This window comes from Novosphingobium sp. HNCC26DJ243 (assembly GCF_057180545.1).
The window spans coordinates 213,301-226,999 of record NZ_JBXUGN010000005.1 but is presented as its reverse complement, the minus strand read 5'-3'; the positions used below and the strand labels follow the sequence as shown (position 1 = coordinate 226,999).

14 protein-coding genes and 1 pseudogene are annotated in these 13,699 nt (G+C 62.6%); 12 read left to right on the top strand and 3 right to left on the bottom strand.

Translation table 11 applies throughout. From position 1 onward, the window contains the following. Positions 1-61: 61 nt before the first annotated feature. Both AC2A04_RS15085 and AC2A04_RS15080 read right to left on the bottom strand, forming a co-directional pair. Positions 62-934 (bottom strand): fumarylacetoacetate hydrolase family protein, encoded by an 873-nt coding sequence (locus AC2A04_RS15085; protein WP_484213180.1) that lies wholly within the window; start codon positions 932-934, stop codon positions 62-64. A 64-nt stretch (positions 935-998) separates the two neighbouring features. Next, positions 999-2,000 (bottom strand): MBL fold metallo-hydrolase, encoded by a 1,002-nt coding sequence (locus tag AC2A04_RS15080; protein WP_484213179.1) that lies wholly within the window; start codon positions 1,998-2,000, stop codon positions 999-1,001. Between the two features lie 207 nt (positions 2,001-2,207). Between AC2A04_RS15080 and AC2A04_RS15075 the strand changes: the two genes are divergently transcribed. Both AC2A04_RS15075 and AC2A04_RS15070 read left to right on the top strand, forming a co-directional pair. Next, positions 2,208-3,049 (top strand): IS5 family transposase gene (locus AC2A04_RS15075; protein WP_484213206.1). Its coding sequence is split into 2 segments (ribosomal slippage): positions 2,208-2,463 and positions 2,463-3,049, totalling 843 coding nucleotides; the frame shifts between segments, so codons are not numbered across the junction. A 17-nt stretch (positions 3,050-3,066) separates the two neighbouring features. Beyond that, positions 3,067-3,351, top strand: a pseudogene (locus AC2A04_RS15070) (IS6 family transposase); the annotation flags it as partial. 276 nt (positions 3,352-3,627) lie between these two features. On the opposite strand, the gene AC2A04_RS15065 reads toward AC2A04_RS15070, so the two are convergent. Continuing rightward, on the bottom strand, positions 3,628-4,305 hold the full coding sequence (locus AC2A04_RS15065; RefSeq protein WP_484213178.1) for a TetR/AcrR family transcriptional regulator: 678 nt from the start codon (positions 4,303-4,305) through the stop codon (positions 3,628-3,630). A gap of 151 nt (positions 4,306-4,456) precedes the next feature. On the opposite strand from AC2A04_RS15065, the gene AC2A04_RS15060 reads away from it, so the two are divergent. From AC2A04_RS15060 to AC2A04_RS15015, 10 genes are all read left to right on the top strand, one after another. Then, positions 4,457-5,632, top strand: a complete 1,176-nt coding sequence (locus AC2A04_RS15060; RefSeq protein WP_484213177.1) for an amine dehydrogenase large subunit — start codon at positions 4,457-4,459, stop codon at positions 5,630-5,632. A 1-nt stretch (position 5,633) separates the two neighbouring features. Beyond that, positions 5,634-6,119, top strand: a complete 486-nt coding sequence (locus tag AC2A04_RS15055; RefSeq protein ID WP_484213176.1) for a MauE/DoxX family redox-associated membrane protein — start codon at positions 5,634-5,636, stop codon at positions 6,117-6,119. Beyond that, positions 6,119-6,709 (top strand): thioredoxin fold domain-containing protein, encoded by a 591-nt coding sequence (locus tag AC2A04_RS15050; protein ID WP_484213205.1) that lies wholly within the window; start codon positions 6,119-6,121, stop codon positions 6,707-6,709. Before AC2A04_RS15055 ends, AC2A04_RS15050 begins: the two co-directional genes overlap by 1 nt. 3 nt (positions 6,710-6,712) lie before the next feature. Continuing rightward, positions 6,713-7,273 (top strand): methylamine dehydrogenase light chain, encoded by a 561-nt coding sequence (locus AC2A04_RS15045; protein WP_484213175.1) that lies wholly within the window; start codon positions 6,713-6,715, stop codon positions 7,271-7,273. Continuing rightward, positions 7,270-7,728 (top strand): c-type cytochrome, encoded by a 459-nt coding sequence (locus AC2A04_RS15040; RefSeq protein ID WP_484213174.1) that lies wholly within the window; start codon positions 7,270-7,272, stop codon positions 7,726-7,728. Before AC2A04_RS15045 ends, AC2A04_RS15040 begins: the two co-directional genes overlap by 4 nt. Further along, a complete protein-coding gene (locus AC2A04_RS15035; RefSeq protein WP_484213173.1) occupies positions 7,725-8,198 on the top strand; it encodes a cytochrome C in 474 nt (157 codons plus the stop codon). The genes AC2A04_RS15040 and AC2A04_RS15035 overlap by 4 nt, the downstream gene beginning before the upstream one ends. Positions 8,199-8,211: 13 nt before the next feature. Then, on the top strand, positions 8,212-10,419 hold the full coding sequence (locus AC2A04_RS15030; protein WP_484213172.1) for a TonB-dependent receptor: 2,208 nt from the start codon (positions 8,212-8,214) through the stop codon (positions 10,417-10,419). Positions 10,420-10,576: 157 nt separating this feature from the next. Further along, complete coding sequence (locus AC2A04_RS15025; RefSeq protein WP_484213204.1) at positions 10,577-10,816, top strand: aldehyde dehydrogenase family protein; 240 nt, start codon at positions 10,577-10,579, stop codon at positions 10,814-10,816. Next, on the top strand, positions 10,813-12,471 hold the full coding sequence (locus AC2A04_RS15020) for an AMP-binding protein (RefSeq protein ID WP_484213171.1): 1,659 nt from the start codon (positions 10,813-10,815) through the stop codon (positions 12,469-12,471). Before AC2A04_RS15025 ends, AC2A04_RS15020 begins: the two co-directional genes overlap by 4 nt. 194 nt (positions 12,472-12,665) lie before the next feature. After that, a complete protein-coding gene (locus AC2A04_RS15015) occupies positions 12,666-13,697 on the top strand; it encodes an amidohydrolase family protein (protein ID WP_484213170.1) in 1,032 nt (343 codons plus the stop codon). Positions 13,698-13,699 lie beyond the last annotated feature (2 nt).

The window sequence follows — 13,699 nt, the reverse complement described above, 5'->3', positions numbered from 1 at the left end:
TGCCGAAACCGGATGCGCGGGAACCCAACCCCAGATTGGGACAAAGATCAAGGCAAGGGGATTACCGCGCCGCATCCGCAGGGGCGACCACAACCCGGTTGCGCAACGTGCCGATGCCCTCGATATCGAGTTCGACCACGTCCCCATCTGACAGGCGGCGATCAAGCTCGAACCCGCACCCCCCAAGTACCGTGCCGGAGCCGATGACCTCACCCGGGACAAGCGGGGAAAGCCGGCTCCATGCCGCGATGGCGTCCTCCCAGCTGTGGAACATCGATGCCGTACTGCCGCGCGACCATTCCACCCCGTTTACCCGCGCCGTCATGGTCAGATCGTACGGATCGCCCAGCTCATCCAACGTGACGACGCAGGGACCTAGCGAACTGGCGAAGTCCTTGCCCCCCGAGGGGCCGAGACCCGCGGCCATGAAGCCAAGTTGCAGATCCCGGGCCGACCAGTCGTTGAAGATGGTGAAGCCGAAGATGTGCCGCCGCGCCTCTTCGGGCGAGACCCGGCTGCCAGCCCGGCCGATGACACACGCGATTTCCAGTTCGTAGTCCATCCAGGTCGATTCGGCCGGCCAGAAGATGTCGCTGTCCGGCCCATGCATGACCAGATGATTGGCGTTGTAGAAGATCGGCTGGGCGCGGAATGCCGGATCGAGAGACTTGCCGATCTTGCCGAGGCTGGCTTCCATATGCTCGAGGAATAGGCTTGCGTCGCGCAATCGCACCGGTTGCGGCAGCGGCGCAAGTAACTCGATCTCTTCCGATGCGAGCCGCGCGTGCGGCGGCGCAGCGGCGCGGGCGCCGGCGGCGAGATCAAGCCCGTCCCCGCCGCACTCGATCAGACCCTGCAGGCTTGCCGGCGGCGCCTTGCCCACATCGGCGCCGACCCGTGGCAGGTCGACGACGAAACCATCAGCGTGTTGCACGCCATAGCTGGCTCGGCCTCGATGCCGATAGCTGACAAAGCGCATGGCGGGATGACCTTTCGCGTCAGTGGCAGCAGTGTTCGTGGCGCGGGTCGTGGCGGGCAGCCGCGCTGCGCTTTGCATTGCGCGCCAGCTTGGCGAAGGTCTCGACGATATTATCGGTCGCTTCGGGGCTGCCGAGCTTGCCATAGAGGAAATTGACGCTGCCTGCGATCCGCTCGGGCAGATGCCAGTCGGCGAATTCCTGCATCAGCGCCATTTCTAGTGCCGCATCCTCCAGCGGGACACCCGCATCGAAGCGGCGCCTGGTTTCCGTCAGCAACATCTGCAGGTAATCGCGAAAACGCATCACGCCCTGGTTGTCCGTGACCGGCCCGTGCCCGGGCACGATCGCCGTCGCGTTCAGCGACAGGATATAATCGCACGCCCGGATCCAGCCTTCCACGTCGCCGTCCCAAACCGCAGGATGGCCGCCAACGAACAACAGGTCTCCGGTATATACGACGCCATCATCGGGCACGTGCACCACCACGTCGCCAGCCGTGTGCGCGGGCCCCACGTTGCGCATCACCACCTTCTTGTTGCCGACCATGATCTCGCTTTCGAGCGCAAAGGTCTCGGTCGGCGGAGTAAGGACAATCTGCGAAAAATCGAACAGGTGCGGGCCCATCTTTTCACGCAGGTATTCCCCGCCCTGCCCGAACCGTTCGGGGTTGGTCACGATTTCGTGGATCAGGCTGGGCTGTACCTTAAAGAATTCCTCGGCGCCCGCATCGGACATGATGATGCGCGCCCCTTTGAGCAGCTGGTTACCGTAAATGTGGTCAGCGTCGGAGTGCGTGTTGACAAGCGTGTCGATCCGGGCGGCGGCCGGAACGGCATCGCGCAGCGCGTCGAGCATTTCGCCCGTCAGCCGCAGGTCGAACAGCGTATCGACCAGAAGCGACTGTCCGGAATCCGAAACCAGACCGGCGTTGCTCCAGCCCCAGCTCCCATCGGGTTGCAAATAGGCATAAGTGCCGGCTCCGAGATCATGCACGCCCTTGCGATATTGCCAACCAGTCACGTTCAGTCTCCTCAACACGCCGCCGGTATGTCGTACGTCTGACTGACTGTCAATGCGGAAGGCGTTGTCAGAGCAAAATGGCCGGCCGACGGTTAGAGCCCGTCCTCAAAAGTAGTTGTGTGATATCAATCGATTGCGTTTGACGCATTGTCACATCTTTGATTCCGGGGGTTTGCATAGACCTCGGAGGACAGGATGTGAACCGATATAACCCGCCAGCAGCATAGCCGTGCCGGGCTGCGCTATCCAAGCGATTTGCGTGATGAAGAGTGGGCTTTGATTGAGGCGCTGTTTCCACCAGCAAGGCGGGGCGGGCGACCTCGTTCGACAGATCTGCGGGAGGTGTTGAACGCGATCCTGTATGTCGGGACAAGCGGTTGCCAGTGGCGAATGCTGCCCAAGGATTTCCCACCACTCTCGACTGTACAGCGCTACTTCTATGCTTGGCGCAGCAGCGGCCTGCTTACACGATCAACCATTTGCTGGTGATGACGGCTCGTGAACAACTGGGACGCGAGGCCAGCCCAAGCGCCGGTGTGATCGACAACCAATCGGTCAAAACCACCGAAGGCGGCGGGATTTCCGGCTATGATGCGGGCAAGAAGGTAAAGGGGCGCAAGCGGCATATCGTCACCGACACCTGTGGGTTCCTGATCTTTATCCTCGTCCATGCTGCCGATATCCAGGACCGAGACGGTGCCGTCGATGTGCTCAAGGCCATCCGTACCCGGTTCCCGTGGCTGCGCCATCTCTTCGCCGATGGCGGTTCTGCCGGAGACAAGCTAAGGGACGCTCTGCGTAAGCAAGGCGACTGGTCATTGGAAATCATCAAGCGCTCCGACACGGCAAAGGGCTTCGAGTTATTGCCTCGCCGCTGGGTCGTCGAGCGCACCTTCGCATGGCTCGGCCGTTGCCGCCGCCTCGCCAAAGATTGGGAGCGGTCCATCGAAAGCTCAACCGCATGGGCTATCGTCGCCTCAATCCGTATGCTAACTGCAGAATTGCTAGACTTTCCAAAGCCTAAATGGACTTTTGAGTCAGACTCTTAGGGCGGTAAGTCGGCTTTATGAGCAGATCCGCGAACCCGTACTTTAACTCTTCGCCCGAGATTATCCGCCTGGCGGTTATGATGTATGTGCGGTTCCCATTATCGTTGCGCAATGTGGAGGACCTGCTGTTCGAGCGTGGGATTGACGTTTGTCACGGGACGGTACGGTTTTGGTGGAATCGTTTTGGATCGATGCGCGATTAAGAGATCCGGCGCCAACGGGTGAGCCGGATACGCGGTTTCAGACATTGGCGCTGGCACCTCGACGAGGTGTTGGTGAAGATCAACGGCGAGCGCCATTATGGGAGCGAGATGGATGCAGGTGCAGCATAGGTGAGACTTTAGAGATGGGTATAGTTTTGGCCCTTAACGCCGTTCGAAAAATACCTATAGGACAATATAACCAATGGCGTATGTGCCAGAGAAGGTTGGAACCCGGTCGACTTCCCACCGCCAAAACTTGTTCGATTGCGTGCACACCCGGCTTGAGAAGGCTGACGGCCAAGCCCTTTCGGGTCACATCTGCGCCGCTTGGGTGGGGTGCAAAGCGTTGGTTGGTGCCTTGATCGGGTCCTGACGCTAAAGCCTTTGCGCCAATTCGCCTGGTTTCAGCGTCTTGACCAGATTGCAGAAGGACAGGACCGCAAGGTGCTCGATTTCGGGCATGCGCTTTTCGAACGGCTTTTCGTGACCGGCAAAGATGGTCATGCCTTCCATCGAAGCTGAGATGAACAGGGCGACGAGTTCGCGTTCGGATTCCGGCAGGTCGGGGCGCATTTCGGTGACGATTTCCAGCAACGGCGCTCGGGCGCGCACGTAGAGGTCCTGCACGCGTTCCAGCACGAACGGATCGTGGTTCGACAGTGCCCACAGTTCCGGAAAAAAGCGCGTCGTCTTCTTCGAGCGGATGTCGTCAAGCACCAGCATGCACACGCGGCGCAGACGCTCCTCAGCCGGAACACCCGGCATGTGCATGATCGATACGAACTCCAGCTCGTAACTCCGGATGACCGCTTCCATCAGCTCGCGCACAAGGTCTTCCCGGCTGCGATAATGGTAGGTGAGGTTGCCGAACTTCATGTCGCAGGCCGCGGCGACTCGGCGCATCGACATGGCGCGGTATCCCTCCTCGATCAGGATCGAGAGCGCAGTTCGCAAGATCAGTTCGCGGGTCTCGTTGCCCTTGGCATAGCCGCCCTCCCGCTCGGAAAAGACCATGTCCGTCACATAGTGCGGCACGTTATCTTGCTGCTTCATCGCGCTTTCTGCCTCTACGAGATCACAGGATAGAGTGCCTTTCAAAATCTGTCACCTGACAAATTTAGGTCACTTGACAGTTTTGTTGCTGGTTTGAGACTATGGGCCTGCAAACGGCACACCATCGCCGGGCTGCATGGGAGTTCGTCGCATGAGGTTTTTCGCGCTGGCCCTGGCCCTGACCACCACCGGTGCGGCGCTCGCCGCTGCTCCGGCGGCAAAGGTCCCGTTCCCCACGCCGCTGGCCGAAGAGCCGATCCCGGCCGTGCTCAAACTTCCGGCCCAATATCCGGCATCATGGGTGCTGATCCACGATTTCCACTTCAACGCCATCGTCGATGGGCGCGTCATGATCGTCGATACGGCTTCGCCGGACCGTCCGGTGCGGGGCATGGTTCGCGCGGCGCAGTTCGCCAACATGCTGGCTTCGCCGAGCCGGGGTGAAATCCTGACGTCCGAGACATTCTATTCGCGCCTGACACGTGGTGAACGCACCGATGCGGTCACATTGTGGGATATGGCCACGCTCCAGCCCAAGGGCGAAATCGTGATGCCGGGCGGCAAGCGCCAGCAATCGGTGACCTATCCCCAGCTGTTCCAGTTCACCAATGGCGGCAAGTGGGCGCTGGTCGCCAACTTCACTCCGGCGCAATCTGTCAGCGTGCTCGATCTGGATGCGCGCAAGGTCATTGCCGAAGTCGATTTGCCGGGCTGCGCGCAGCTCTATCCGACCGGCGCGCGCGGGTTCACCAGCTTCTGTGCCGATGGCGCGATGCTCTCGGTCGCACTGGGACCGGACGGACGGGTCACCTCCTCGAAAACGATCGAGGGCGTCCACGACATCGACAACCAGCCCCTGTTCGGTACGCCGGCGTGGACCGGCCAGAAGGCCTGGTTCGTCAGCTATCACGGACAAGTTCAGGGCTTCGACTTTTCAGGCGATGTCGCCAGGGCCATGCCGGGCACGTTCAACGTCGGCACGGCAGAAGGCGGTGCGCCCGAGTGGCGTCCGGGCGGCTGGCAGGTCATTGCCGCCGATGGCGCGGGCAAACTCTACGTTCTGATGAGCCCCAATGGCCGCGAAGGCAGCCACAAGGATGGCGGCAGCGAAGTATGGGTTGTGGACCCGGCGACCAAGGTGCGCGTGGCCCGCATCCCCCTGAGAGCGACCGCAACCGCGATCGGCGTGACCCGCGAGCCAACGCCCCACCTGATCGTGGCGCGCGGAGACGGCGTGATCGACGTCCATGATGCGGGCAGCGGGGCCTTCGTGCGCACGCTCGGGACAGCGGGCGGCGCCAATCCCATCCTGATCACGGTGCCTTGAAATGAGTGCGCTCACCCTCTTTCTCGCCCTGCTGCTGGCCTCCTCGGCCTTGCACAAGGCCTTGGCGCACGTACGGCTGGCGCAAGTCGCCGGCGTGCTGACGGGCATGCGCGGGCAAGGGATACTCGCGCTGATTGTGGCAGGAACGATCGAACTCGTCGCTGCCGCATGCCTGCTCGTTCCGGCGACGCATCTGACCGGCGGTCTGCTCGCAGCCCTGCTATGGGCGGGTTACGCGTTGGCCTTGCTGCGCAAGCGCGGACGCGTGCTGGATTGCGGGTGCGATCTGGTTGCCCGCGAAAAGGCGGTCGGCGGCATGCTGATCGCCCGGCCCTCAGCGCTGGCGGTTCTGGCGCTCGTCGCCGGTGCCTTGCCCCTTGCCACATTTGAAATCGAAACGCCGTTCGCGGCCGCCGGTCTGCTGGCGCTCTACCTCGCCGGGTCGGAACTTCTGGCCATTCCCCATCCTCGCTGGAGGAAATCGTGATGCTGACATCCCAGATCCTGTTGTGGACCGCGGTCATCGTGCAGGCCTTGCTCATCGCGGCTCTCGCGCGGCAGGTCGGCATCCTGCATGAACGCATTGCGCCGGCAGGTGCCCTCACGCTGCACCAGAAGGTCAACGTCGGCGAGGTTGCCAGTCCGATGACTGTCGCCACGATCGATGGCGCCCCGATCGAGATCGGCGGCAAGCGCGAAGGACGCAGCCAGCTGCTGTTCTTCGCCTCACCGGACTGCCCTGTATGCAAGTCCCTGTTGCCGGTCGTGCGCTCGGCCAGCGGCGCAGAAGCGGATTGGCTCGACATCGTGATCGCAGGCGACGGATCGAAGTCGGAATACCGCGATCTTGTGCGGCAGCATGGCCTCGGCGGCGTTCCCATGGTGCTTTCAGAAGCGCTAGGCCGGGCCTTCGGCGTATCCAAGCTGCCCTATGCGGTTCTGCTCGACGAACAGGGCCGGGTCGCCTCGCTTGGCCTCGTCAACAGCCGCGAGCATCTCGAAAGCTTGTTCGAAGCCAAGGAGCGCGGCGTCGCCTCGATCCAGGACTTTCTCTCCCGCCGCCAGAAGGAGGCCTGAGCCATGGCCGGTTTCGACAAGTGGACCGAGCGCCTTTCGCGAGGGGTCGCGCGTCGCACCTCGCGTCGCAGCACGCTGGCATGGCTTGGTGCTGCGATTACCGGGGCGGCGGCCATTCCGGTCCTGCCCGTGGCGCGCGCGGCGAGCGGTTCCCCGCACGGCGGAGGCGGCGGGACGCACGCGCCGCTGTCCTCGGGCAACCTGCAGGACCCCGGTGACCAGACCAGTTGCGATTACTGGCGCTATTGCGCGATCGACGGGTTCCTGTGTTCGTGCTGCGGCGGCTCGGTCAGCACCTGTCCGCCGGGAACGGAAATGTCGCCGATCACCTGGATCGGAACCTGCACGAACCCTGCCGACAATCGCGCCTACGTGATCAGCTACAACGACTGTTGCGGCACCTCGTCGTGTGGACAGTGCCTGTGCAACCGCAATGAAGGCGATCGCCCGCAAGTGCGCCCGCAATCGAACAACGATTACAACTGGTGCCTCGGGACCGAGAGCAGCGTCTACAACTGCTCGACCGCCGTCATCGTCGGCGTCGCGCTGGATGTGCCCAAATGAAGGCACTCGCAGCTCTGCTTTCTGCCATGGCGCTGGGAGCTGTCACGTTGCCGGCAAGCGCAGCGCCAGATGGGGCCGCGCTGTTCGCGCGCTGCGCGGCTTGCCATACCAAGACCGGCGCGGGCGTGCCCGGTGCCTATCCTCCACTGGCGGCTGATTTCCGTACGCTGGCCACCAAGCCTGCCGGGCGGCGTTACATTGCGCTGGCCGTGATCCGGGGCCTCGCCGGGCCGATCACGGTCGAAGGCAAGGCCTATCGCGGCGTCATGCCTGCGCAAGTGCTGGACGATGCAGGCACGGCCGCCGTGCTCAACCACGTCGGCACGCAGATTGCGAAGACCGGACCTGCGTTCAGGCCTTTCACGCCCGGCGAAATCGCAACCCACCGTGCGGCAGGGTCAGCCATGACCGCGGGCGAGGTTGCCAAGCTTCATGCTGCGGCAGGCGGGAAATGAAGCACATCGCGCCCGGGCTTGCCGCGCTGCTTGCCGCATTGGCGGCTGGCGCCGGAGTCCGGGCGAGCGAACCGCAGATGCGCGGCGTTGCGAACGTGGCGCAAGCACGCGTCGATTACATGTTGAAGTGCCAGGGCTGCCACCGCCCCGACGGCAGCGGCGACGATCGTTCGAACCCGCCGATGAAGAACATGGTCGCGCGGTTTCTTGCGGTTCCGGGCGGGCGTGAGTTTCTCGCGCGCGTGCCCGGTGTTTCGACCGTCGATCTTGACGACACCCGGCTGGCAAATCTCGTCAACTGGACACTCTACACTTTCGATCCGGAGCACATGCCCACCGATTTCCGTCCTTATACGCCGGACGAAATCGGGCAGTTGCGCCGAAATCCCCTTCGCCTTGAACGCGCCGGAATGAGAGCGCGACTGGTCGAAGGCTTTACGCAGGACAGAACACGCGCACACCAGCCCTGAATGGGAGGCAATGATGAGGGAACGTCTTTTCCGTGGAACCGCGCTGGCTGGGGTAGCCATCGCAACACTTCTCCAGGCCGCTCCGGCACTTGCGCAGGATGCGCAGACCGAAGCAGCGGTGCCTGATGGCGAGATCGTCGTCACCGCTACCAAGCGCTCCGAAAGCCTGCAGTCGGTGCCGATCTCGGTATCGGCGATCAGCGGCGACACTCTGGCCAAGGCGCGCGTCAGCAGCGTCGACAGCCTCGTCACCAAGGTCGCCAACCTGCAGCTGACGTCGATCGTGGGTGACAACACGCCGATCTTCGCGTTGCGCGGCGTGTCCATGTCGGACTACAGCCTCAACCAGTCGAGCCCGGTCGCGACCTATTACGACGAAGTCTACAAGGGCAACTTCGCCTTCCTTGGCGTTGCCATGTACGATCTGGAGCGGGTCGAAGTGCTGCGCGGGCCGCAGGGTACGCTTTATGGAAAGAACACCACCGGCGGCGCGGTCAACATCATCGCCAGCACGGCAAAGCTGGGCGAGACCAGCGGCTACGTCAATGCAGGCTACGGCAATTACGATCGCGTCGATCTGAATGGCGCGATCAACGTGCCGCTTGGCGAGAAGGCAGCCTTGCGCGTTGCCGGCACTTACTCGCGCGCGGATGGCTGGTTCAAGAACGTGGTGCCGGGCAAGCCGGACCTTGCTTCCACCGATGAATACGCAGTCCGCGCCACGCTGAACGTCGAACCGTCGGAAGGCGTACGCTTCGTGCTGCGCGCCTCGACGAGCTATCAAAACCCGCAGAACTACGGGATCTATGCCCAGCCCGAGGCGGTGAACCGGCCGGGCCTCGAACGCCGCGAGATTGCATCCAACCTCGATACGAAACGCAAGGCGCGCACCTATTCGGTGGCATTGACCGGCACGGTCGACGTCTCGGACACGCTGGCCATCACCAGCATCACCGCGTGGGACAAGGGCAACCTGTTCTTTTACGAGGACACCGACGGCACCGCGAGCGAACTGCTCGAAATCCCCTATACCGACCGCGCCACCCAGTTCGCGCAGGACTTGCGCCTGACCAGCGATACCGGCGGTCCGTTCGACTTCATCCTCGGCGCCTATTTCCACCGCGAGAAGGTCTACAACGAGACGACCTTCGAGATCGGCAAGGACCTTGATTCAGACGGTCTGCCCGGCATTACCGCCAACGACTGCGCGGTGGGCCTGCCGCTCGCCTGCCTGTTCCGCAACCGCTTTGACCAGTTGAAGAAGAGCTTTGCCGTCTATTCCGACGTCAAATACGCGCTGACTGATGCCTTCACCGTGCGCGGCGGATTGCGCTACACGCACGATACCGGAAAGCAGACCGGTTTCCAGTCCGATGCGCTGGGCGTTGACGGTTCGCTGATCGTCAACCTCATCCCGCTGTCCGCGCTGGAATATTCGCAGGACAATATCTCCGGCAAGATCGGGTTCGACTACAAGCTGGCGGGCGGCAACCTGCTCTACGCCAGCGTCAGCAAGGGTTATCGCGCGCCGAGCTTCAACGCGCAGGCCTTCTTCGATCCGTCAGAGCTGTCTGTTGCCAAGGCCGAGAAGGTCACCTCGTACGAGCTTGGTGCCAAGACCCAGTTCCTTGATCGCAAGGTCACGCTGAATCTCGCCGGGTTCTACTACGACTATCGTAACCAGCAGTTCATCAACGTCGATCCGGCAACGGCGGCGCAGACCCTGCTGAACATACCCAAGTCGCGCATCTACGGCGGCGAAGCCGAGCTGACGGTGCGGGCGGGCGATCGCCTGACCCTTCACACCGGGATGGGTGTCCTTGCAACCAAGATCCAGCGCGGAACCGTCAGCGGGGTGGATGTGTCCGGCAACCGCCTGTCGAACGCGCCAAGCTTCACCTTCAACACGACGATCGACCTCACGCTGGTTGACGACGACATGGGCAAGATCTCGCTCCATCCCGATATCGCTTACCAGACCAGCCAGTTCTTCGAGGTGCTCAACGTACCTCGCCTGCGGCAGACTTCGTACGCCATTGTCGGCGGCCATATAGACTGGGAGAGCGCCGATGGCCGGTTCAATGCCTCGGTCTGGGGCAAGAACCTGTCCAACAAGTTCTACTTTACCTCGCGGGTCGATCTGCTGGCGGGCTTTGGCTTCGATTACAACCACGTCGGCAATCCGCGCACTTATGGCGTGAGCGTCGGCGCAAAGTTTTGAAAACCGCATGACAAGGCTGCCGGATGAGCAGCCGGGAGAGGATGATGCCTGACTACAAGCTGCTGATCGCAGAGGTAATCAAACCCGCAACCGGGAGCGGTCCCCGACGTTCGACGATGTCGAGGATGTCGAGGATGTCGAGGATGTCGAGGACGTCATCGCGCGCGCCAACACCTCGGAATACGGTCTTGGTGGTTCGGTCTGGTCCAATGACGTCGGGCGCGCGGCGGATATTGCGGCGCGGATCGAAAGCGGGCAGGTTTGGGTGAACCAGCACATCGCGATCGGGCCGCATATCCCGATGGCAGGTTTCAAGCAGTCCGGGCTGGGTGTGGAGCAATCGTCTGAAGGCCTGGCGGAATATACGCAGACGCAAGTGGTGAATATCAAGCGATGACGCAGCTTTCCTACGCGCGAGGCGCGGTGAACGAGCCTCTGCTCGACAAGACCATCGGCCAGGCCCTGCGCGATGCTGCGCAGCAATGGGGCGATGAGCTTGCGCTGGCATCGCTTCACCAGCAGATCCGCTGGACATGGAGCGAATTGGATGGCGAAGTCGATCGGATCGCCACCGGCCTGCTCGATCGCGGCGTGCGCAAGGGCGACCGCGTCGGCATCTGGTCGCCCAACTGCGCAGAGTGGACCGTACTGCAGTTTGCCACGGCGCGGATCGGTGCCATTCTGGTCACGATAAATCCGGCCTATCGCACCAGCGAGGTTGAATATGCGCTCAACAAGGTCGGCTGCACGGTGCTGGTCACCGCCGCCCGGTTCAAGACAAGCGACTATGTCGCAATGCTGCGCGAACTGGGACGTGAAAAGCTGCCGATGCTGCAGCATGTCATCGTGCTCGGCAGCGAACGGCACGATGGCTTTGCGGCATGGTTCGATTGTCGCGCCTCCGTCGATGACGACCGGCTCGCTGCCGCAGCGGCATCGCTTGCTCCCGACGACGGCATCAACATCCAGTTCACCAGCGGCACGACCGGGTTTCCCAAGGGCGCCACGCTCACTCACCGCAACATCCTCAACAACGGCCATTTCACCGCCCGCACGATCCGGATCGGCGTGCGCGACCGCATCTGCATCCCGGTGCCGCTCTATCACTGCTTCGGCATGGTCCTGGGCAACCTTGCTGCGCTGACGAGCGGCGCGGCAATGGTCTATCCGGGCGAGGCATTCGATCCGCAGGCAACGCTCGAGGCCGTGCAGGCCGAAGGCTGCACCGCGCTCTATGGCGTGCCGACGATGTTCATCACGATGCTGGCGCGGCCCGATCTTGACGATTACGACGTCTCGACCCTGCGGACAGGGATCATGGCGGGCTCGCCGTGCCCCGTCACCACGATGCAGCAGGTCATGGACCGGCTGAACATGACCGAGGTCACCATCGGCTACGGCATGACCGAGACAAGCCCGCTGACCACGCAAACCGCCACGGACGATCCGCTGGCCGAGAGGGTCGGCACGGTCGGACGGGTCCACCCCCATGCCGAGGCAAAGATCGTCGGGCTGGACGGTGAGACACTGCCGACCGGCGAACAGGGCGAATACTGCTCGCGCGGCTATGCGGTCATGCTCGGCTATTGGGATGATGCCGCCAGGACGGCAGAGGCGATCGACAGCGATGGCTGGATGCATTCGGGCGACCTCGCGACGATGGACGAGCGCGGGTATGTGCGCATCACCGGTCGGATCAAGGACATGATCATCCGCGGGGGCGAAAACATCTACCCGCGCGAGATCGAGGAATTCCTGCTGACCCATCCTGCGGTGCAGGACGCACAAGTGTTCGGCGTGGCCGATGCCAGGTTTGGCGAGGAAGTCTGCGCCTGGATCATTCCCAAGAGCGGCAGCGATCTGACGCACGAACACATACTGGCGCATTGCCGTGGCCGGATCGCGCATTACAAGGTGCCCCGTCACATTCGCGTCGTCGAGAAGTTCGAGATGACCGTGACCGGCAAGGCCCAGAAATTCGCCATGCGCCAGATCATGGAAACAGAACTCGGCCTGCGCAATCCGGAAGCAGCGCAACACGCGATCGTCTAGGCGCCAGTCCGGGTGTCGAGCGGCGCGTCGAGACGCCGGTTCCCTTCTGACAGACATCGACGGACGGCCCTTGCATGTCACACGGTGCACACCGGCCTTTTGCAGGGTTGCGGGGGCGTGTGGCGCGAACCATCGTCATGGTACGATTGGGGCGAGCCGAATCTGGTCGCCCGATCCGGGAGAGAACAGGTCAGATGACGAAGCTCAGACTCATTGCCACCGAAGAGGCGTTCTCGGTGCCGGAAGTGGCGGCCGCGCTCCGTGACGTCTCGCGCAGCCCGACGCTCAGCCTCGACCGCCCACTCGTTGCCGGTGTCTATGACAGCCCCGATGGCAAGGGCTACGACGGAATGAATTTTCTCGAGGGCCTGCTCGATGTGGAAGATCGCCGCCTCAGGCAGATGGATGAACTTGGCATCGACATGCACCTGCTGTCGCTGACCGCGCCCGGCGTGCAGATGTTCGACGCAGATACCGCGACCGAGCTTGCCACCATCGCCAACGACCGGCTTGCCGATATCTGCCAGCGTCATCCCACGCGCTTTGCCGGCCTCGCCAGCTTTGCACCCCATTCGCCCAAGCGCGCGGCACGGGAAATGGAGCGGGCGATTACAGAGCTTGGCCTCAACGGCTTCATCGTCAACTCGCACACCAACGACGAATATCTCGACGATCCCAAGTTCTGGCCGGTGCTCGAAGCCGCCGAGGCGCTGGACCGGTGCATCTACATCCATCCCCGCGCCGCCTCCTACGGCTTCAAAGGGCCGTTGCAGCACTACGGCATGGACTCTGCGATGTGGGGCTACGGCATGGAAGTGGGCACCCACGCCGTGCGGATGATGACGAGCGGACTGTTCGACCGCTTCCCCAAGCTGAAGATCTGCATCGGCCACATGGGCGAGGCGCTGCCGTTCTGGATATGGCGCCTGACCTACATGAACAGTCGCGCGCAGGCTGCCAACCGCGCGCCGCGCACCGAATTGACGATGGAAGAATACTTCAAGCGCAATTTCGTCTTCACGACGAGTGGCGTCGAGGACCCACTGGCGCTGGACTACTGCATCCAGCGCATCGGCGTGGACAACATCCTCTGGGCCATCGACTATCCCTATCAGCCGATGGAGCCTGCGGCCGATTTCATGCGCACCGCGCCCCTGTCGAACGAGGATCGCGCCAAGATCGCGCACGGAAATGCCGAGCGCATCTTCCACATCAAGCCAGAGTAAAG

Excerpts from the sequence above, each read along its gene's own strand:
- AC2A04_RS15020 (WP_484213171.1), top strand. The coding sequence starts at position 10,813 with ATGACGCAGCTTTCCTACGCGCGAGGCGCGGTGAACGAGCCTCTGCTC.
- AC2A04_RS15040 (WP_484213174.1), top strand. The coding sequence starts at position 7,270 with ATGAAGGCACTCGCAGCTCTGCTTTCTGCCATGGCGCTGGGAGCTGTC.
- AC2A04_RS15015 (WP_484213170.1), top strand. The coding sequence starts at position 12,666 with ATGACGAAGCTCAGACTCATTGCCACCGAAGAGGCGTTCTCGGTGCCG.
- AC2A04_RS15065 (WP_484213178.1), bottom strand. The coding sequence starts at position 4,305 with ATGAAGCAGCAAGATAACGTGCCGCACTATGTGACGGACATGGTCTTT.
- AC2A04_RS15055 (WP_484213176.1), top strand. The coding sequence starts at position 5,634 with ATGAGTGCGCTCACCCTCTTTCTCGCCCTGCTGCTGGCCTCCTCGGCC.
- AC2A04_RS15045 (WP_484213175.1), top strand. The coding sequence starts at position 6,713 with ATGGCCGGTTTCGACAAGTGGACCGAGCGCCTTTCGCGAGGGGTCGCG.
- AC2A04_RS15035 (WP_484213173.1), top strand. The coding sequence starts at position 7,725 with ATGAAGCACATCGCGCCCGGGCTTGCCGCGCTGCTTGCCGCATTGGCG.
- AC2A04_RS15050 (WP_484213205.1), top strand. The coding sequence starts at position 6,119 with ATGCTGACATCCCAGATCCTGTTGTGGACCGCGGTCATCGTGCAGGCC.
- AC2A04_RS15060 (WP_484213177.1), top strand. The coding sequence starts at position 4,457 with ATGAGGTTTTTCGCGCTGGCCCTGGCCCTGACCACCACCGGTGCGGCG.
- AC2A04_RS15030 (WP_484213172.1), top strand. The coding sequence starts at position 8,212 with ATGAGGGAACGTCTTTTCCGTGGAACCGCGCTGGCTGGGGTAGCCATC.